The sequence below is a fragment of the Pseudoalteromonas sp. SWXJZ10B genome, from assembly GCF_015864475.1.
In the GTDB taxonomy this organism is placed as follows: domain Bacteria; phylum Pseudomonadota; class Gammaproteobacteria; order Enterobacterales; family Alteromonadaceae; genus Pseudoalteromonas; species Pseudoalteromonas arctica.
This window is the reverse complement of sequence record NZ_JADYXD010000002.1, coordinates 50,612-71,438: the sequence shown is the minus strand read 5'-3', so window position 1 is coordinate 71,438 and position 20,827 is coordinate 50,612. Positions and strand designations below refer to the sequence as shown.

The 20,827-nt window shown below is 40.6% G+C and carries 16 protein-coding genes; 6 read left to right on the top strand and 10 right to left on the bottom strand.

All coding sequences use genetic code 11. The features are described 5' to 3' along the window. The first annotated feature begins 10 nt into the window (after positions 1–10). From trpD to trpA, 4 genes are read left to right on the top strand one after another with little or no spacing between them, the layout of a single operon-like run. Positions 11–1,048 (top strand): anthranilate phosphoribosyltransferase, encoded by a 1,038-nt coding sequence (gene trpD, locus I6F54_RS02265; protein ID WP_197139493.1) that lies wholly within the window; start codon positions 11–13, stop codon positions 1,046–1,048. Further along, positions 1,041–2,405, top strand: coding sequence for a bifunctional indole-3-glycerol-phosphate synthase TrpC/phosphoribosylanthranilate isomerase TrpF (gene trpCF, locus I6F54_RS02260; RefSeq protein ID WP_197139492.1), 1,365 nt, complete (start codon positions 1,041–1,043; stop codon positions 2,403–2,405). Before trpD ends, trpCF begins: the two co-directional genes overlap by 8 nt. A gap of 7 nt (positions 2,406–2,412) precedes the next feature. After that, complete coding sequence (gene trpB / locus I6F54_RS02255; protein WP_024590412.1) at positions 2,413–3,597, top strand: tryptophan synthase subunit beta; 1,185 nt, start codon at positions 2,413–2,415, stop codon at positions 3,595–3,597. Continuing rightward, complete coding sequence (trpA, locus tag I6F54_RS02250) at positions 3,594–4,415, top strand: tryptophan synthase subunit alpha (protein ID WP_197139491.1); 822 nt, start codon at positions 3,594–3,596, stop codon at positions 4,413–4,415. Before trpB ends, trpA begins: the two co-directional genes overlap by 4 nt. Positions 4,416–4,521: 106 nt before the next feature. Here trpA and I6F54_RS02245 read toward each other — a convergent pair whose 3' ends face one another. Then, the gene (locus tag I6F54_RS02245; protein WP_007582489.1) at positions 4,522–5,100 is read right to left on the bottom strand and encodes a type 1 glutamine amidotransferase domain-containing protein; all 579 of its coding nucleotides are present in this window, start codon (positions 5,098–5,100) and stop codon (positions 4,522–4,524) included. A gap of 464 nt (positions 5,101–5,564) precedes the next feature. Continuing rightward, entirely contained in the window at positions 5,565–5,834 is a 270-nt protein-coding gene (locus I6F54_RS02240; RefSeq protein WP_007375441.1) for an HU family DNA-binding protein, read from the bottom strand. Between the two features lie 191 nt (positions 5,835–6,025). Between I6F54_RS02240 and I6F54_RS02235 the strand changes: the two genes are divergently transcribed. Both I6F54_RS02235 and I6F54_RS02230 read left to right on the top strand, forming a co-directional pair. Then, positions 6,026–6,601 carry an inner membrane-spanning protein YciB gene (locus tag I6F54_RS02235; RefSeq protein ID WP_165726114.1) on the top strand — a complete coding sequence of 192 codons (576 nt, stop codon included), beginning with the start codon at positions 6,026–6,028 and terminating at the stop codon, positions 6,599–6,601. Positions 6,602–6,690: 89 nt separating this feature from the next. After that, positions 6,691–7,332, top strand: coding sequence for a CPBP family intramembrane glutamic endopeptidase (locus I6F54_RS02230; protein WP_165727361.1), 642 nt, complete (start codon positions 6,691–6,693; stop codon positions 7,330–7,332). 78 nt (positions 7,333–7,410) lie between these two features. On the opposite strand, the gene I6F54_RS02225 is transcribed toward I6F54_RS02230, so the two are convergent. The 8 genes from I6F54_RS02225 to I6F54_RS02190 form a co-directional block, all read right to left on the bottom strand. Further along, a complete protein-coding gene (locus I6F54_RS02225; RefSeq protein WP_197139490.1) occupies positions 7,411–9,291 on the bottom strand; it encodes a hypothetical protein in 1,881 nt (626 codons plus the stop codon). Between the two features lie 9 nt (positions 9,292–9,300). Then, a complete protein-coding gene (locus I6F54_RS02220; RefSeq protein ID WP_024607186.1) occupies positions 9,301–10,392 on the bottom strand; it encodes a hypothetical protein in 1,092 nt (363 codons plus the stop codon). Between the two features lie 62 nt (positions 10,393–10,454). Further along, on the bottom strand, positions 10,455–13,487 hold the full coding sequence (locus I6F54_RS02215; protein ID WP_197139489.1) for a hypothetical protein: 3,033 nt from the start codon (positions 13,485–13,487) through the stop codon (positions 10,455–10,457). 482 nt (positions 13,488–13,969) lie between these two features. Beyond that, positions 13,970–15,136 (bottom strand): 2-methylaconitate cis-trans isomerase PrpF, encoded by a 1,167-nt coding sequence (prpF, locus tag I6F54_RS02210; RefSeq protein ID WP_101163596.1) that lies wholly within the window; start codon positions 15,134–15,136, stop codon positions 13,970–13,972. 11 nt (positions 15,137–15,147) lie between these two features. After that, positions 15,148–17,757, bottom strand: coding sequence for a Fe/S-dependent 2-methylisocitrate dehydratase AcnD (gene acnD, locus I6F54_RS02205; RefSeq protein ID WP_197139488.1), 2,610 nt, complete (start codon positions 17,755–17,757; stop codon positions 15,148–15,150). A gap of 129 nt (positions 17,758–17,886) precedes the next feature. Beyond that, positions 17,887–19,011 (bottom strand): bifunctional 2-methylcitrate synthase/citrate synthase, encoded by a 1,125-nt coding sequence (prpC, locus tag I6F54_RS02200; RefSeq protein ID WP_197139487.1) that lies wholly within the window; start codon positions 19,009–19,011, stop codon positions 17,887–17,889. A gap of 48 nt (positions 19,012–19,059) precedes the next feature. Next, positions 19,060–19,938: a methylisocitrate lyase gene (gene prpB / locus I6F54_RS02195; protein ID WP_197139486.1), complete on the bottom strand. Its 879-nt coding sequence runs from the start codon at positions 19,936–19,938 to the stop codon at positions 19,060–19,062. A 96-nt stretch (positions 19,939–20,034) separates the two neighbouring features. Next, positions 20,035–20,727, bottom strand: coding sequence for a GntR family transcriptional regulator (locus I6F54_RS02190; RefSeq protein ID WP_197139485.1), 693 nt, complete (start codon positions 20,725–20,727; stop codon positions 20,035–20,037). Between the last annotated feature and the right edge of the window lie 100 nt (positions 20,728–20,827).

Genomic DNA, 20,827 nt, shown 5'->3' with positions numbered 1-20,827 from the left:
AGAGGACATTATGAGTACACAACCAGAACAACCCATAAATGTTCAATACGCTATTGAGCAACTAATTACGGGGCAATCATTAAGCTACGCAGACTCCAAAGCGCTTTTTGATGAAATAATGCAAGGTAATATGAGTGAAATTGAGCTAACCGCCCTACTTATAAGCCTTAAAATTAAAGGCGAAGTAAGCGACGAGATTGCAGGCGCTGCAGCTTCAATGCGCGAAAACGCCGTTGCTTTTACTACCAGCAGTACGCAACTTGCCGATAGCTGTGGCACTGGTGGCGATGGCTCAAACACAATTAATATAAGTACAACGGCTGCAATTGTTGCCGCTGCTGCTGGTATTAACATGGTAAAACATGGTAATCGCAGTGTATCGAGTAATTCAGGCTCAGCCGATTTACTCAAAGCCCTGGGCATTAATATAGATATGAGCCCAGAGCAAGCAGCAAAATGTCTTGAGCAAACCAATTTTACCTTTTTGTTTGCACCGCACTATCACAGTGGCGTACGCCATGCGATGGGCGTACGAACATCGCTTAAAACACGCACTATTTTTAATATTTTAGGTCCGCTTGCTAACCCTGCAGCACCTGAAGTGCAATTACTCGGCGTCTATAACGAAGCGTTGTGTATGCCAATGGCACAAACACTTAAAACCCTTGGCACAAAGCGCGCTATGATTGTTCACGGCTCGGGCACTGACGAAATAGCCCTACACGGCCCAACAACGGTAGTTGAGCTAAATAATGGCGAGATTACGCAGTACACACTAAACCCAAGCGACTTTGACCTTGCAAACTATTCACTTGAACAACTCGCTGGTGAAGGCCCACAATACAACGCAAATGCTAGCCTTGCCATCTTGCAAGGCAAAGGCACAGATGCACATAATGCTGCTATTGTGGTTAACGTAGCTGCCCTTTTATACCTAACAGGTAAAGCAAAAACGTTAAAAGAAGGGGCAAAACAAGTACAAACATTATTAAGTTCAGGGCAAGCCATGAACACACTAAGTGCAATTATTGAGGTAAGTAATGGCTAATGTATTAGACAAAATTGTTGCTGATAAAAAATTAGAGCTAATTGAGCGTAAAGCCGCACGCCCACTTGAAAGCTTTAAGCACCTTGCAGTGCCTACAAGCCGTAGCTTTTATAAAGCACTTGCAGCACCTGGCACTCAGTTTATTTTAGAGTGTAAAAAAGCATCGCCTTCAAAAGGGTTAATTAGAGACCCTTTTGATTTAACCGAAATCACATCGGTTTATAAAAAATATGCCACCTGCATGAGTGTGTTAACTGATACTAAATATTTTCAAGGCAGTTTTGACTATCTTGAATTTGTGCGCAGCCAAGTAGAACAACCGCTTATCTGTAAAGACTTTTTTATAGACGAATACCAAGTGTACATGGCACGAATTTATGGCGGCGATGCTATATTACTGATGCTTTCGGTACTCGATGACGAAAGCTTTAAAGCACTGCATGCTGTTGCCGATTCACTTAATATGTCGGTGTTAACAGAAGTAAGTAATGAAGAAGAAGTACACCGCGCACTTGCACTTGATGCACAAATTATTGGTATTAATAACCGCGATTTACGCGATTTAAGCACCGACTTAGCCACTACTGAAAAACTACGAAAGCTTATTCCGGCTGATAAAGTGGTTATTTCGGAATCGGGTATTTACACCCATCAAGACGTAAAACGTTTAGCTCCATTATGCGATGGCTTTTTAATTGGCAGCTCACTTATGGGCGAGCGTGATTTAGAGCAAGCATGTCGCCGTGTTATTTTAGGTGACAATAAAGTATGTGGTTTAACACGTAGCCAAGATGCACAAGCGGCATATCAAAACGGTGCTGTTTATGGTGGTTTAATTTTTCATCCTAAATCGCCTCGCTATGTCGATTTAGATTGTGCAAGAGAGCTGAGCCAAAGCGCACCACTTAACTTTGTTGGTGTATTTGTAGATGCTCCCATTGAGCAAGTTGCTCAATACGCAAGTGTGCTAAAATTAGCGGCAGTTCAATTACATGGCCAAGAAAGTGACGATTACATTGCTGAGTTGCGTACACAGTTACCAACTAATTGCGAAATTTGGAAAGCCCAAGCAATAAAAGATGCATTGCCAACGCCTGTAAATGGGGTTGATCGACACCTTTACGATACGCACAGTGATACACAAGCTGGCGGTACTGGTAAAGCATTTGATTGGTCGGTGCTTAGCGGCGCAACTACACCATTTATGCTCGCTGGAGGCTTAAATCCAGACAATATTAAAGATGCGCTTTTTAAAGGTGCCTTAGGCCTTGACTTAAACTCAGGCGTTGAAGAATCTGCGGGTAAAAAGTGCCCTAACAAATTACATAATGCTTTCACAAGCATCAGAAATTATTGAGGTTAAAATGCAAAATCCAGCTTATTTTGGCGAGTTTGGCGGTATGTTTGTACCCGAGTTACTTGTCCCTGCGCTTAAGCAGTTAGAAAATGAATTTAACAAAGCACAAAAAGATCCTGAGTTTCAGGCAGAGCTAAGTAAATTATTAAACGAGTATGCGGGTCGTCCTACCCCACTTACTTTAACGCGCAATTTAGTTAAAAATCCAAAAGTAAAACTGTACCTAAAGCGTGAAGACTTACTACACGGCGGCGCACATAAAACGAACCAAGTACTTGGTCAGGCGTTACTTACTAAGCGTATGGGTAAAAAACAAGTAATTGCTGAAACAGGTGCCGGTCAACACGGCGTTGCAACAGCGCTAGCGTGTGCCTTACTGGGTTTAAAATGTCGTATTTATATGGGTGCAAAAGACGTTGATCGTCAGCAACCTAACGTATTTAGAATGAAGTTAATGGGCGCAGAGGTTATTCCGGTAACAGCGGGTTCTGGCACATTAAAAGATGCAGTAAATGAAGCGCTGCGTGACTGGTCAGCAAACTACCAAGACGCACATTACCTACTAGGTACAGCTGCGGGTCCTCACCCATTCCCAACAATTGTACGCGAGTATCAAAAAATTATTGGTGAAGAAGCCAAGCAACAGGTACTTAAAGCAGAAGGTCGTTTACCTGACGCTGTTATTGCCTGTGTTGGTGGTGGTTCAAACGCGATTGGTATGTTTACTGACTTTATTGACGAGCCAGGCGTTAAATTAATTGGTGTTGAGCCAGCTGGTAAAGGGCTTGATACAAATGAACACGGTGCAACAATTTGTAAAGGCACTAAAGGCATATTGCACGGTACTTATACGTACATTATGCAAAATGACGATGGCCAAATTGAAGAGTCTTACTCTGTATCAGCGGGTCTTGATTACCCAGCTGTTGGTCCTCAACATGCATTTCTACACGAAACTGGTCGCGCTCAATACGTGGGTATTACCGATACAGAAGCGCTTGATGCGTTTCAGTCGCTTGCTAAAAATGAAGGTATTATTCCGGCACTTGAATCAAGCCATGCGCTAGCTTATGCGCTTAAGTACGCAGAGGAGCTAACCGAGGAGAGTGTTATAGTGATTAATTTGAGTGGTCGTGGCGATAAAGATTTAGCACACGTTCACAATGTACTAACTGAAAGAGGTCAGCTATGAGCCAAGTAAAAACGGATCGTTACGGCAAAATGTTTGCAGCGCTTAACGAGCAAAAACAAGGTGCGTTTGTACCATTTGTAACGATTGGCGACCCAGGTAAAAAGCAAAGTATTGCGATTATTAAAAGTCTAATTGACGGCGGAGCAGATGCGCTTGAGCTTGGTATCCCGTTTTCGGACCCAATTGCAGATGGTCCAGTAATTCAAAAAGCTAATATTCGCGCACTCGATGTGCACATTAACACACAAGATTGCTTTGATATTATTAAAGAAATACGTGAGTATAATGCTGATATTCCAATTGGCTTATTATTGTATTCAAACCTTGTGTTTAAACGCGGTATAGAAGCATTTTATAAAGATGCAAAAGCAGTAGGCGTAGACTCAATTTTAGTGGCTGACGTGCCTCTGCATGAATCTAAAATGTTTAGAAAGTCAGCAATGGATAACGGTGTAGACCCAATTTTTATTGCAACACCAAATGCGGATGACGACACACTTCGCCAGTGCGCCTCTTACGGTCGTGGTTACACGTATTTACTATCGCGCGCAGGTGTTACCGGTACCGATACTAAGGCACAAATGCCTGCTGGTAATATTGTCACTAAATTAAAAGAATACCATGCAGCGCCTGCTCTTTTAGGGTTTGGCATTTCAACGCCAGATGATGTTAAAGCGGCTCTTAATGCAGGAGCAGCCGGTGCTATTTCAGGCTCTGCCGTGGTTAAAATTATTGAAGCTAACCTTAATGATTTACCAACAATGACCGCGCAACTAAAAGTATTTGTAGCTGATATGAAAGCAGCGACATCGCTATAAGTTAACTAGGGCGTGTTTTATACGCATTAAAAAAGGGCATTTAAAATGCCCTTTTTTGTTTTTTAAAAATCAAACGCTATAGCAATATCCAAACGTTTTAAAAAAATTAGTGAGCTTGGTGTTTACCCTCTAAAATCTCTTCAATAAATTTAGCATTAAATGCTTCTAAATCGGCTGGGCTACGGCTTGTTACTAGGCCTTTATCTACACATACTTCTTGGTCAACCCAATTGGCACCTGCATTAATTAAATCGCTTTTAATACTTGGAAAAGAGGTAATGGTACGGTCACGCAGTTTATTAATTTCAGCTAACAGCCACGGCGCATGGCAAATAGCAGCAACGGGTTTGTTTTTTTCTGCGCCAAAAAAGCCATCAATAAAGGCTTTAGCATCTTTATCTTGGCGTAAACTGTCTGGGTTAAATAAACCACCAGGAAGCATAAGCGCGTCGTAATCAGCAGGGTCTGCGTTTGTAACTAGTTTATCTACTGTTACTTTATCGCCCCACTTATCTTCATCCCAGCCCGTAATTTGGCCTTCTTTAATTGATACTATTTCGATGTTTGCACCGGCATCAAGTAATGCGCTGCGTGGAGATAAAAGCTCACTTTGCTCAAACCCATCAGTGGCTAAAATTGCAATTTTTTTGCCTTGTAAACGCGTGCTTGTTTGTAATGTACTCATTGAGATCTCCTTATTTGATACCAACCTGCATAAATCTTTGAGCAATTTAACGAATTAAATCGCACTATAACGTCGTTAAAAACCTTTCATTTAGAACAACTAAATACGAAAAATTTTTGCCTAGTTCTAGCGTAATTTTCTTAACGTTCAATAGACCCCATATATAAGCGGACTGGTATTATTTAAAAATATGTTCGAAACACACAGTTAAACAGCATAATGCATGCCGATGGCAAGCAATTGAAAATAAAGGATTTAATGTAAGTGGGATTTATAATACCATGTAAATCATTTAGAGATTATGAATAATCTACATAGGTGCGAATTTATTTCCAGCTCATATAATTTAAAGCCACCAAACGCGAGGTGTAAAACCTCACCTACAACATATACCCGTAGGTGCGAATTTACTTCGCGCTCATGTAACTTATCTATCAATACGGGGTTTAAAACCTTAAATAGAATTAAAGTAGATCTTTTAACGCTTTAGCAGGCTTAAAAACCGCTTTATTAGCGCCTTCTATTTCAATTGCAGCACCTGTTTGCGGGTTACGTCCAGTACGCGCTGGGTAATAACTTAGTGCAAACGTACCAAAGCCATTTATTTGAACCTGATCACCCTCAGAAAGCGATTTAGTAATTACTTTTTGCAAGCTTGAAAGCGCCGCTTGAGAATCTTTTTTTGTTAATTCACTTTTGTGTGCAATGGCAGCAACGAGTTCTGCTTTATTCATTTTAGGCTCCTAAATACACGCCAAATCAGTGTTGGTTAAGCGTGGGAATATGATGATATAAAAAATACCAAACCAAATTGGCAATAAAGCCACGCAGGCTAAGGGTTACAGGGCAACAAGTCAACCTTGTAGTTGTTAAGCTTTATGTGGTAAAAAGCCTTTGACTCTTTTTTGTATAATTTAGGTAAGCTATGCACGCATTAATTGAATACATCCCACTCATACTGTTTTTTGCAGTTTTTAAGCTAGTCGATATTTACTGGGCTACCGGTTTATTAATGGCAACTACACTCATTCAAGTTGCTTATAGCTACTTTAAACATGGCTCTGTGCCAACTCGTCAGTGGATATTTTTTGGCATTGCTGCCGTGTTTGGTACGTTAACGCTGGTACTTCATGATGAGCAATACATAAAATGGAAAGCAACACTCATATACGCAGGTTTAAGCTTAACGTTACTTGTTAGCCGTTATGTACTTAAGAAAAATCTCGTTAAAAAAGCGCTTAGCTCAATCCTCGAAAATGCTAATGATACAAAACAAGCCATTGTAGTCCCAGAACCATTATGGGATAAGCTTAACCTAATGTGGGTTGCTATAACTGCTGGCATCGCAGCACTAAACATTTATATTGCATATAATTTCTCGCTCGACTTTTGGGTTAATTTTAAAGTGTTTGGTTTAATGGGTATTACCTTTGTGAGTATTTTTGCCACTATTATTGCCTTGTACAAATACCTCCCTAGTGAAGAAGAACCTGCAAAATAATTTTATAGATCACTTTGTAGATTACTAATCTCGTCATAAAAATGTCGTCTTAGCTTGATAGCTTATTAAAAAAACAAGTTGAGACGACCTTGAACGCCAATCAATATCGCTGGTTTGAATTTACCCTCATTTTTGTGTTACTACCCTTATTGGGTTTTGTATTACGCGAGTATTTAGCTAACTGGCTTATTCCTGCGCTTATTATTTTAATGAGCGTGTGTTGTATGTTGCTACTGGGCGATCCCCACTTTAAACGTTTTAGGCTTACAAGCCTTGGGCAATTTTCTGCTGTTAAAAAACGTGTGTTTAGCTTCTTTTTTTTAGGTGCACTGTTCTCAGGTATGTTTTACGGGATTATTCATCAGGGCAACTGGTTTACCCTTCCCCGCAACTCGTTTAATGATTGGCTTTTACTGTTGCTACTCTACCCAATACTGTCGGTTATTCCTCAAGAGTTAATATTCAGAACGTATTTTTTTCATCGTTATAAACGCATCATGCCCAAAAAAGCAGTGCGTATTGTAGTTAGTGCGAGTGTATTTGCGTTGGCGCATATTGTGTATGCAAATTGGATTGCAGTAGCCTTAGCCTTTTTAGGTGGCTTACTGTTTGCTTATACCTATGCACAAAGCCGCTCAACCGTCGTGTGTGTTATTGAGCATAGTTTATGGGGGATATGGATGTTTACACTCGGGATCGGCAGCTACCTTGATTCAGGCGCATTTAACTAATATAACAAGCATTAAAAAATCCGATACTAGAAAACTAATATCGGATTTTGAATATTTCTAAAACTACTTAACTAATGGTTAAAATAACGATTCAAACTCACCATTTGGAAATAAAACACCAGGAATACCACGTACTGCAGTAACATCAGCTAGTTTAGTATCACCAAAATATAAACCGCCACTGTAATTACGGCCCTTTTGCTTTACATCTAACCAACGTCCATTTTCGCCTTTCGCTATTAGATTAATGTTGCCACTAACATCACGAATACGTAAATCTAACGCACGGTTTTTTATGCTAACAAATATATCTGTAGAGGTAAGTTCTGATAAGTTTTCAACATCGCCCACGTAAGCAAACTTAAAATCGCTTGCACCACTCAACGGAAAATCTAATTCAAAAGTAAATGCTAAATCGTCATTATCTTCACCAATAAAAGGCGAAGCCTCTACTGCAGTGATATGAAATGCAGTGTCTTGAATGTCACTTACGTAATCACCATTAAAATCAAAAGTAGATAACGTCGTAGACTCTTCACCTAATGAATTAACAAAGCGATTTAAGTTTAGTGATAAGTCACCTTCAAGTTTACCAGCGGCTTTATTGATAATTACATTGGTAGTTACCTGTGTAATACCTGTGTCGGCTTCTGGATTTAATTCACTTTGAGCATCTATACCATCAAACTGAATTAGCAACTCACTTACATCTACACTTAAAACCGTAGCACCATTTGTGACTGTTGCGCTCATTACACCTTCAATTTTATTACCTAATACACCACTTACTCTAAATGTTGGAATTGATAAATCAATTGTTATAGGTAAATCATCATATGTGCCAGTTATAGCCCAAGTATAAGGTGATTGGCTGTAATCAATATCTAAGTCACGAAGTTTATATTGTCCTGATGGTGTAGAGCCATCAGCTAGTGGTGAATAATTTGTAATAACTTCGTTTAAAGCATTAGTAAGTGCATCAAGTGTTCTTTGTGTGTCTTCATCAAACGCACTTTCAAGCTCAGCGAATTTTGCGTCTAATTCATCTGAATAGCTTTTTTCTTGAAGTCTTGCTGCACCTATAATATTTCGTGTATCAACAAGTAACTCTCTTGAATCTAAGCTTTGAACTTCTGTTGAACGAGCCTGCCAATTTGTAAATGTAGTTACACTTGCAATCGTTTGCTTAACTTGACCAGCTACATTTTGCAGTAAAGCATTACCTTGGTCGCTAAATAAGTTATCTGTAACATACTGCGCTGCTAAATCGCTATAATCTTGCCATGCTTGCTGGTCAGTCTCTAAGTTAGTAAATGCATTAAAAGCACTTTCAACACTAAACGAACTATCAGCAACACCAGCTAAAATTGCCGCGTAAGTAAATGCATTAGTAACCATTTCTGCTTCAACACTTGCATTTAAATTGCTGTGCGTTAAATGATAAAAAGGCGTGGCTGATAAACTAGCTTGCGTAGCACTAAAGCCTTCATCTGTAATTGCTTTACTCAATGGCGATAAATAAACCGTATTTACACCTAGTGCACTAAATGCATCTGCTTTGTAATTAAGAGTAACGGCTGTCAATTCTTGGTAGTCTATTAAACGGTTTGCGTTTAAGTCATTTACATCACCACGAACTGTTCTGCCACAACCTGTAAAGCGAGGACAAGGTAGAGCAGTATCACTCGGTATAAACTCAAAACTATTAAAAGTAAGTGGAGTTACACTTACACTCGCAGTATTGATGTTTTCGACTTCAATTGATTCTTGCACCACCCCGTCGCTATCTAAAACATTAAGCGTGCCCTGTGGTGATTGCCAATTAGATACATAAAAACTCACAGAAGAAGATGTAGCAATCTCACTCACTGCAACAGATTCTGAACTGTCACTGTCTGATGAAGAACCACAACCTACCAATGCAATAGCTACCCCTAAGGGTATAATTTGTTTTAACATCTTCATTCCTTAAAACTTAATGTTCACGTACCAATTCACATTAGCATAATAGGCTTTATCTAAATCTAGGCTATCAGTTTGTAAATTAAGACCAAAATACTCGTTTTCTATACCAACTAAAAATGCTTCACTTTTTGTCTCATAGCCTGCCTGTACTTTCCAATGATCCCAAAAGTGTATACGGCCTTTTAATTGGCTGAACGTGTCTTTGTCGTAACGTTTTAAAGTTAACTGAGTCGAAAATCGGTCGTTTATTCTGTAATCGGCAAATGCTTGTAGTCGCATTTCCATTTCTAAATCATGAGATACCGTATTTCCAAATGCAGATGTTTTTAATGAAACTGTTGGCTGAGTAATAATATCGCCGTTGTCATCTTCGCTAAATGGGATCTCAGTAGTTTGACCCTTTACAGAGCCGCTGTCTTCGTACTCTGTTTTATAGAGCAAATCTTTTACGCTAAAACCAACTTGAAGCTCATCATTTACTTGCCAATCAGCAAAAATATCTAGGCTATAGCCAAGCCCTTCAGGTTTTTGTGAAGGTGAAAACTTTTTAAATAATATGTCTTTTGAAAAGTTGTAATCGACAGTTACAGCGCCTTCAACTTCATCACTATAAATTTCACCATTTACAGTGGCATCTTGATAGTGCGAGCTGGCAAAAACAGAAAGTTTAGGTGTTATTGTTAATGCATTTTTATCTAAAAATTTAAAATCATAAGATACAAATACACCGTTAGACGTTGCTTGTTTAGCATCAAGGTAATATGTATAAAATCTATCTTCAAACTCTAGATCATTTTTTTCGGTATGAGTATATTTGGCTGTATCAGGATCAAAGTTAAGAACATAGTCGTAACGACTTTGTAAACCGACCTTAAAATTACCGTAGCCAACACCTACTTCAAATATATTATAGGTGAATGCACTGTCACCCGATTTTAATGGAGCATCAAAATCATCTACAAAGGCTTGTACTGGTTGTGCTTCTGTATAAATTTCTGCGTCAAAGTGGGTAAAAATTTGAAATTGGTTATCTGCGGAAGCAAGAGGAGAAATAAAAGCTGTTGAAAATCCTAACAAGAGAATTTTTTTTTTCATAATTTAATCGCTTTCTATAAAAAAAGGGAAAAGCGCTGCTTTCCCCTTTTATAGTTTAAATATTACTTAGATGAATCAATTAAATCAACATCAGTGTAATCAACTACGTCACCATCAATGTAAGTAATTGAAAGACCGTTTGTTGTTTTAGCTGCAGTACCAAAAGACATCATCATCTCATTGTACATAGCCATAACGTCACCAGTGTAACCTGCACTTTCATTACCAGTAATAGACAACGTGTAACCCATTGCATTATTTACTGTAATATCTAAAGCACTTGCTTCTTCCATGTCGCTGTCAAGGTATGTAGTCATTACTTTAAAGTCTACATCACCAGAAACACCCTCTAATGTAATAGAGCCTGAATCTGTTGCATCATCAGCTGTAATACTTAACATACCAGTGAAGCCAGAATCACCATCCATGATTTCAACATGGTTAGCCGTTTCAGTCATTATGATTTCTGCATCATCTACATTATCAGCAGTTACTGCGCCATCAAAAGTAAATACTAAACATGAATCGATTTGAGTAGCATCAATTGTACCGGCTGCAAAATCAACACAATCTGTAAGTGCTTGTGTTTGTGTAGCAGCAGTAACAAGCTCAACAGATACGTCATTCTCACCTTTTAATGTAGCGCCCCAAGCAACAACAAGCTTGTCGCCTTCATAAGAAGCCGCTGCATTAATCATCTCACCTGTAGTAGCATTGCTAAGCATTAGCGTAAGATCATCTAAGCTGTAAGCATAGTCCCAATCAGCATTGCGAGTTGATGTGCCTGTACCTGAGTTATTACCCATTTCAGCTAATTCATCAATTACGTCTGCAAGAATATCTGCTGCATCAGCAACTGCATCAGCACCAGTGCCTGTAAGCACAGTCATAGTCGATAATGACTCTGATGTAGCTTTAACAGAAGTTAGTACTTCAAGTTTTGCAACTGCAGTTTCAGCAGCAAGCTGTAGATTATAAGCTGTTACAAATTGCTCGCTAGCTAGTTCACCTTGAGCTACAGCAGCTGTTTGCATAGCTGTAAGCGCATCAATCATTGCTTGTGCGCCTTCGCCTTCAAGAGCTAAGTATTCATTCGCAGCAACAAGTGCTTGCTCAATAGCAATTTCAAGTGCATCAACAGCAGCAGCAAAATCAGACGCAGCAGTAACGGCAGTCATTGCAAGCTCAAGAGCTTCTGTTGCGTTTGCAGCTGTATCTACCATTGCATTTTCTGCGTTAGCAAGTGCGCTAGTAGAAGCCGCTTCAGCTGTGTCTGCTACTGATTTTTTCTCATCAGCAACGTCTGCAGTGTCTTCAGCAACTAGTTTTGCTGCAGCAAGAGCAATATCAAACGTTTCAATCGCAGTTTCTGCTTCTGCTACTAGTGCAGCTAATGCAATGTCGTATGCAACTGTGTCAGTTACAGCAACAGATGCGTCTGTTTGCAACGACGTTGCAGAATCAAGAACTTGTTGGTAATCAGAGCTTTGAGTAACTAACGCTTTTGCTGCAGTTACATAGCCTTGTGATTTAACAAAAATAGAACCCGCTTTAGCTGTTAAACCAGCTGTAGCAGCTTCATTTTTCAGTAATGTAACAGCGCTTACAAATGCAGCTGCGTTATCAGCGGTAAGAGCATCGCCACCCATTGCTTGAACATCTACAAGTGAGCTTTGAGCTGTTTCAATGCTCATTTCTAATGCAGTAAGTGCAGTTTGAGAAGCAGTAACTTCTAATGTTAAAGCAGCTGCTAGAGCTGTATAAAAGTCATCTCCAACTGTACATTCTGCGCCAGTACAACCAATTACTTCTAGTGCTTTTTTAATTTTCACTGCAGCGGCTGCAAGGCTCGCATCAGTTGCTGCACCATTTTTAACAGCTTTATCTTTAGCAGCTTTTGCTTTTTTAGCAACATCAGCTGAGTTAGCAGCAAATGCAACTATCTCACCAGCAGTAGGAGCTGGAATTTTTGCTGCGAAAGCGGCTTCTAATGCAGTTTTAATGTCATCTTCAGTACCAGTAGCAATGGCAACAAAAACATTTGCAGTATTTGTAATAGCTGTTTGTAACATTGTCGCTATTGCTGCAATGCTAGCATCAGCATTACCTTTAAACTGGCCTGATTTAATACCAGCTTTAATGCTGCTCATTACATCACCAATTGAAGGTAAACCTTGAATTGAAGATGAAAGCTGTGCAATTGCTAAAATACCGTCAGTTAGTTCTTCTTCGCCATCAACATCACTTAAATCTACAGCGCCGCCGTTAGATAAATCACCAATAATAGCTGAAAGTAAAAGTGCAGCGTCTTGACCCATTACTTGTACAACAGTATCTAAGCTTGCTTTAGCAATTGCGTCTTCATCTACACTTGAACCTGAGTCAAGAAGAAGAGCCGCCACTAACGATGTTAAGAAAGTAACATTAGCTTTATAAGAACTAGCAACATTAAGATCGCCAGCTGCACCACTTACTCCAGATGTATCTGCTTCAACAGCTGGAACAAATTTAACAACTGAAAGCTCTAGGTCCGTTTTGTACCATTCGCCAAACTCAATCGCAGTATCGCCATCATTTACGTCATCTTCTTCTGGCGCTACATCGTAATCGCCACAACCTACGTAAGCATCACAACGTAAAAAGCTATCATCGCCTTCTGCAGACGTTTTAACAGTAATGTAAACTGGTCCAGTAAAGTCATCATCTAAGTAGATGCTGTAACGGCCGCTTTCATCAGTTAATACTTCAGGGTTAGCAGCAATTTTACTTGCTTCTACTGCAGCATCAGCAGCACTTTGTGATAGTGCTTCTTCAGAAAAAGACTCTGCTTCTGCTGAAGCAGCTGAGCGAAACGCAACAGGAACGCTTTGACCAGATGCATCTAAAGTCATTACAGTTACTACTGCACTTTTCATTGAACCTTTAACTGCTTTACCAGTTACTTCAATGTTGAACTGTGCATCACCTGTTGCAGTAAAAGATTCTACAGGTGTAACAGGAATGTTTCTGTCATTGTCCGAACCACATGCTGTTAAGCCTAATGTAAGTGCAACTGAAGCTGCAATAGGTGTAAATTTGATCGTACGCTTTACCATTTATTTCTCCTTGATAGCCTGGAATGAGTATCAGAAATTAGTTTAGTTGATAGTGGCTTGTGTAAGCTTTTATGTTTAAAAAGCATTAAAAAAGTACACAATCATAACCTTTGTTACCAGAACATTAAAAATACCATTAAGCTATATAGTTATGCTACATATTTATACGTTTTATAGAAGTATTTATCTTTATTCTATGAGCTACTTCTTTATCAGCATCTCTATTATTCAATAACCTATAGACACTCATAAAGAACCAGCACATATTGATACAATATATTCACTTTATTAAATGAATATTACATACAATCTAGTTTGTTAATTATATTCTTCAAGTAAATGCGATGGATGAGAGCTAAAAAAGAGGATAATTCGAAAAATTAATGAAAAAGGATTATTTATAATGAATGTTAGTAGGTTTTACTTTAGCTAAGCAAACGTTTATAAAACTTGTTTACTTACCTAAAGTAAATGTTTAGTAATTACTGAGGGACTCTTACAACCCCTTCCATTAATACGCGTGCACTTCGGCTCATACTTGCTTTGGTAACTAGCCAGTTGCCAGCATTATTTTTAGCCTCAGCACCTACTTTTAGCGTGCCCGACGGATGACCAAAGTTAACTTCACTCAATGCGCCGCCACCAGCGGCTATATTTACGAGTGTGCCTTCGATTGCTGCAGCCGTGCCAATAGCAACAGCAGCTGTGCCCATCATGGCATGGTGCAGTTTACCCATCGACATAGCGCGTACTAACAAGTTGATATTTGCAGCTTCAATAAGCTTTCCGCTAGACGCTTTATAATCTAAAGGCGATGCAACAAACGCAACTTTAGGCGTATGTTGGCGAGCTTGCGCTTCACTAATGTTAGTGATTAAGCCCATTTTAACAGCGCCATAAGCACGAATGGTTTCAAGCTTTTTAAGCGCTGCAACATCGTTATTTATATCGTCTTGCAGCTCTGTGCCGGTATAACCAATATCAGTGGCGTTAATAAATATGGTAGGAATACCTGCATTTATCATTGTTGCTTTTAAAGTACCAACACCCGGTACTTCTAAATCATCAGCTACATTACCTGTTGGAAATAACGCGCCATCGCCATCAGCGGGATCAATAAATTCAAGTTTTACTTCAGCTGCAGCAAAAGTAACGCCATCGAGCTCAAAGTCGCCGGTTTCTTGTACTTCGCCATTTGTCATGGGGACATGCACTAATATGCTTTTTTTAATATTAGCCTGCCACACACGCACAATAGCAACACCGTTATCGGGCACTCGGTTTTTATCGACCAAACCATTACTAATGGCAAAAGCACCCACTGCTGAGGTTAAGTTGCCGCAGTTACCGCTCCAATCTACAAAAGGTTTATCTATTGCCACTTGACCAAATAAATAATCTACATCGTGGTCAGCTTGCCCACTTTTACTTAAAATTACAGTTTTACTAGTACTTGATGTAGCACCACCCATGCCATCCGTTTGCTTAGCATACGGATCGGGGCTGCCAATAACACGCAGTAATAAATTATCCCGCGCCTCGCCTGCTACTTGAGCAGGCTTTGGCAAGTCAGTTAAATTAAAAAATACACCTTTACTGGTGCCGCCACGCATATAGGTTGCAGGCACTTTAATTTGCGGTTTAAACATAATGCTTGCCCTTATGCAGATTGTGCTGCTTCTAAAAAGTCTTGTGCAAAGCGTTGTAACACACCACCAGCCGCGTAAATAGAAAGCTCTTCTTGGGTATCGATACGGCACTTCATAGGCACAGTGAGTACTTCACCGTCTTTACGAGTAATACTTAAATTAACGGTGGCACCTGGTTTTAAATCGCCTGCTACATCGTACGTTTCACTGCCATCCAGCTTTAGAGTTTTACGCGTTGTGCCCGCTTTAAACTCAAGCGGTAAAACACCCATACCAATTAGGTTAGTACGGTGAATACGCTCAAAACCTTCAGCTGCTATTACTTCAACGCCTGCAAGTCTTACGCCTTTTGCTGCCCAATCGCGCGACGAACCTTGCCCGTAATCGGCACCGGCTACAATAATAAGCGGTTGTTTACGCTCCATGTAAGCTTCGATTGCTTCCCACATACGAGTATTAGTGCCTTGTGGTTCTAAGCGTGCGTAAGAGCCTTGCTTAACTTCGCCGTTTTCGTCCAGTACCATTTCATTAAGTAGTTTAGGGTTTGCAAATGTTGCACGCTGCGCTGTTAAATGATCGCCCCGGTGCGTTGCGTACGAGTTGTAGTCTTCCTCTGGGACGTTCATTTTGGTCAGGTATTCGCCAGCAGCGCTGCTTGCCATAATTGCGTTTGATGGCGATAAATGATCCGTTGTAATGTTATCGCCAAGAACTGCAAGCGCACGCATACCGGTCATTGTGCGCTCACCCGCAAGTGCACCTTCCCAATAAGGAGGGCGACGAATATACGTACTTTCTGGGCGCCAGTCGTAAAGTGGGTCGTTATCTTCACCGTAATCTACGGTTAAATTAAACATTGGCTCGTATACTTTTCTAAATTGCTCAGGCTTAACGCTTTGCTTAATTACTGCATCAATCTCTTCGTCTGATGGCCATAAATCTTTAAGCGTAATATCGTTGCCTTGTTGATCTTGCCCTAGTATCCCTTTTTCAATATCAAAGCGAATAGTACCTGCAATGGCGTACGCAACAACTAAAGGAGGCGACGCTAAAAATGCTTGCTTAGCGTAAGGATGAATACGCCCATCAAAGTTACGATTGCCCGAAAGCACCGCTGTAGTGTATAAATCGCGATCGATTACTTCTTTTTGAATAACAGGGTCAAGCGCCCCGCTCATCCCATTACAGGTAGTACACGCAAAACCAACAATGCCAAAGCCAAGTTGCTCAAGCTCTGTTAGTAGGTTTGCGTCTTCAAGGTATGATTGCACTGCTTTTGAGCCCGGTGCTAATGAAGTTTTAACCCAAGGTTTACGCGTTAAGCCTTTTGCATTTGCGTTACGGGCAAGTAATGCTGCGGCAATTACATTGCGTGGATTACTCGTATTAGTACAGCTAGTAATAGCGGCAATAATACATGCGCCGTCTGGCATTAAGCCTTCTTCATTTTCAACAACGCCCGAAATACCTTCTTTAGCTAAATCGCTTGTCGATACACGGCGGTGCGGATTAGACGGACCCGCAATATTGCGTCCCACGCTTGATAAATCAAACTTAAGTACACGCTCGTATTTTGCGGTTTTTAAGCTATCGCTCCAAAGGCCCGCTGTTTTTGCGTAGTTTTCTACAAGGGCAATTTGTTCTTCTTCACGGCCTGTTAAACGCAAGTAATCTATTGTTTTATCATCGATATAAAACATGGCTGCAGTTGCGCCAAATTCAGGTGTCATGTTCGAAATGGTTGCTCTGTCGCCAAGTGTAAGCGCGTCGGCACCTTCACCGTAAAACTCTAAATAAGTAGAAACAACACGTTGCTCACGTAAAAATTCAGTAATGGCCAACACAATATCGGTTGCGGTAATACCGGGTTGGCGCTTGCCTGTTAGCTCAACACCGACAATATCGGGCAAGCGAATATAAGAAGCACGGCCCAGCATTACGCTTTCAGCTTCAAGCCCACCTACACCCACAGCAATAACACCTAGCGCATCAACATGTGGCGTGTGGCTGTCGGTGCCAACTAGTGTATCTGGGAATGCAATGCCATCTCGGTTTTGAATAACCGGCGACATTTTTTCAAGATTAATTTGATGCATAATGCCGTTACCCGGTGGAATAACGTCAATATTTTTAAAGGCAGTTTTTGTCCAATTTATAAAGTGAAAACGGTCGTCATTTCGTCTGTCTTCAATGGCGCGATTTTTTTCAAATGCGTCAGGATCAAAACCGGCATGCTCTACCGCTAACGAATGATCAACTATTAACTGCGTAGGGACTACCGGATTCACTTTTGCCGGATCGCCGCCTTTAGCTGCAATTGCATCACGAAGCCCTGCTAAATCAACAAGTGCCGTTTGGCCTAAAATATCGTGGCATACTACGCGCGCCGGATACCAAGGGAAATCTAAATCTTGCTTGCGCTCAATTAGCTGATTAAGTGCATCGGTTAACATGGCAGGGTCGCATCGACGTACTAGATTTTCGGCAAATACACGCGATGTATAAGGTAGCGTGGCGTATGCACCTGGCTTAATTGCATCTACGGCTTCTTGGGTATCGTAGTAGTCGACATTTGAGCCCGGTAAGGGTTTACGGTATTGGGTGTTATTAATTATGGTCATGGTAAGGGTTCGCTAATTTGGTGACGGTGTTTGCTCACAGCTAGCGTGTTTAATGAAAAGTTTGAGAAAAACTGCTCGCTAGTGGCTATGTGCAATAAAAAAGTGAGCACATACGTGCTCACCCATTTTTTAACGTGACTCTATTAGTGTGTAACTACGTGCATCAGGCCCTGTGTAATCGGCACTTGGGCGAATAATACGGTTGTTAGCGCGTTGCTCTTTTACATGCGCAGTCCAACCCGTAACACGGCTCATTACAAATATTGGCGTAAATAACTTAGTCGGAATATCCATAAAGTGATAAGCAGACGCATGGAAAAAATCGGCATTACAAAACAGTTTTTTCTCGCGCCACATAATCTCCTCACAACGAACAGACACTGAGTAAAGCACGGTATCGCCTACCTCTGCCGCTAGTTTTTCAGACCATTTTTTAATAATTACATTGCGTGGATCAGATTCGCGATAAATAGCATGACCAAAGCCCATTATTTTATCTTTACGTTCAAGCATGCCCATTACTTCTTGCTCAGCATGCTCAGCACTTGTAAAGCCTTGAATCATATCCATAGCGGCTTCGTTAGCACCACCATGTAATGGACCACGTAGCGTACCAATCGCACCTGTTACACAAGAATGAATATCAGAAAGCGTTGATGCACACACACGACCCGCAAATGTAGAAGCATTAAACTCGTGCTCTGCGTATAAAATTAGTGATACGTTCATCACTTGTGCAAATAAATCACTAGGTGCTTTGTCATGTAACAGTGTTAAAAAATGTGCGCCAACTGAGTCGTCATCAGTTTGTGTTTCAATGCGTACGCCATCATGTGTAAAGCGGTACCAGTAACAAATAATACTTGGGAACACAGCAACCATACGGTCGATTGCATCATTGGCTTGGTTAAAATCAAGCTCCATTTCAAGGTTACCCAACATTGAGCAGCCCGTGCGCATTACATCCATTGGATGCGCGTCTTTAGGAATATTTTCAAGCACGGTTTTAAGTGCATCTGGTAAGCCGCGTAAGCTTTTTAACTTTGCTTTATATTCAGCCAATTCGCTAGTGGTTGGTAACTCACCGCGTGAAAGTAAAAATGAGACTTCTTCAAACTGCGCTTTTTCGGCCAGTTCACTAATATCGTAACCACAATACGTTAAACCAGAACCACTTTGCCCTACAGTACACAATGCTGTTTGACCAGCCACTTGTCCGCGTAAACCCGCGCCACCTAATGCTTTATCTACCATGATTTTCTCCTATCTTAAATTTGTGTGTAATATCTGTTCTAATAATTATTATTTGTCAGATTTTGATGAAAAAAGTGTATCGAGTGTGTTCTCGTACGTGTGGTAATCTAAAAAGTCGTAAAGCTCTGAACGCGTTTGCATATTTTCAATTTGGCTTTGTTGCGAGCCTTCATTTAAAATTGCTGAATACACGTTGAGTGCTGCTTTGTTCATGGCTCTAAATGCACTTAGTGGGTAAAGCACCATTTCAACGCCTACATCACTTAACTGCTCTTTAGTATAAATAGGTGTTTGACCAAACTCAGTAATGTTTGCCAAAATTGGAACATTAATCGCTTTTGCAAATGCTTGGTAATCAGCAAGGTCGTGTACGGCTTCTGCAAAAATAGCATCAGCACCGGCTTCAACACAGGCAGCTGCACGGTCAATAGCGGCATTTAAACCTTCTTTTTGAAATGCATCGGTACGGGCCATAATGTAAAAATCGCTATCGGTTTTTGCATCAACTGCCGCTTTAATACGGTCAACCATTTCACCTTGGCTTACAATCTCTTTATTAGGACGATGGCCACAGCGCTTTTGTGCTACTTGATCTTCTATATGAAAACCCGCTGCACCAGCTTTAGTCATTTCTTTTACTGTGCGTGCAATATTAAACGCGCCACCCCAACCGGTATCGGCATCAACTAACAGCGGTAAATCGCTCGCGCCTGTAATACGGCGAATATCTTCAAGCACGTTATCAAGGCTTGTCATACCTAAATCAGGCATACCAAAAGAGGCGTTTGCAACACCGGCACCTGAGAGGTAAATAGCTTGATGGCCCATCTTTTCTGCCATCATCGCTGTATATGCGTTAATAGTGCCTACAACTTGTAACGGGCGGTTATTGGCAATAGCCTGTTTAAATTTTAATCCTGCTGGCATTACTTTCTCCTCACTTTGAACGGTTGCTACGTGGAGTAACTTATAGTTTTAATCTGTAATTATAACTGTTTAACTGCTCTGCTTAATTTGAGCAGCTTATGCATTTTGCTTAGCTAATAAGTCGAATTTGGTTTGAATATTTGCTTGCGATGCGCTTATGTGGCGCTTCATTAACATTTCGGCCAGTTCACCGTCGTGGTTTTCAATGGCGTTAATAATGGCTAAATGCTCATCAAACGCTTTTGATACACGCGGCCCCACCATGCCCATTTGAACGCGGTACATGCGTATTAATTGATAAAGCTCATTACACAGTAAATGAATTAAATGCGCGTTTTTACTGCCTTTAATAATACGGTAATGAAAATCTAAATCGCCGGCTTCTTGATAATAAGACTCGCCCTCTTTAACACGTTGCGTTTGTAGGTGCTGATTAAGTAATTGCTTCAAGCCTTTTACTTCTTCGGGTTCCATATTGTCGGCAGCAAGCCTACATGCTAAGCCCTCAAGAGAGCTACGAACCTGGTAAACTTCAATCAAGCGCTCAGCGGTAAGGGCAACTACGCGGCAACCTACGTTGGCCTTACGCTCAACAAGGTAACAACTTTCTAGACGATTTAAAGCCTCTCTAAGTGTTGCACGGCTTACGCCATAACGTTTTGCAAGTTCTGGCTCTGATATTTTACTACCTTGAACTATAGTGCCTTCAACAATCTCACGGCGCATATCTACAAATACTTGATCTGATGCGGTAGTTATAGGCGCTTCGTTTAAAAATGTGTGTGTCATAAGTTATTTTTTAGATTGTCGACAATTCATGTGGTCACTATGTGCTTATTAAAAAAACATGTCAACCCTAAAAGCCAATAAAAAGACTAAAAAACACCCC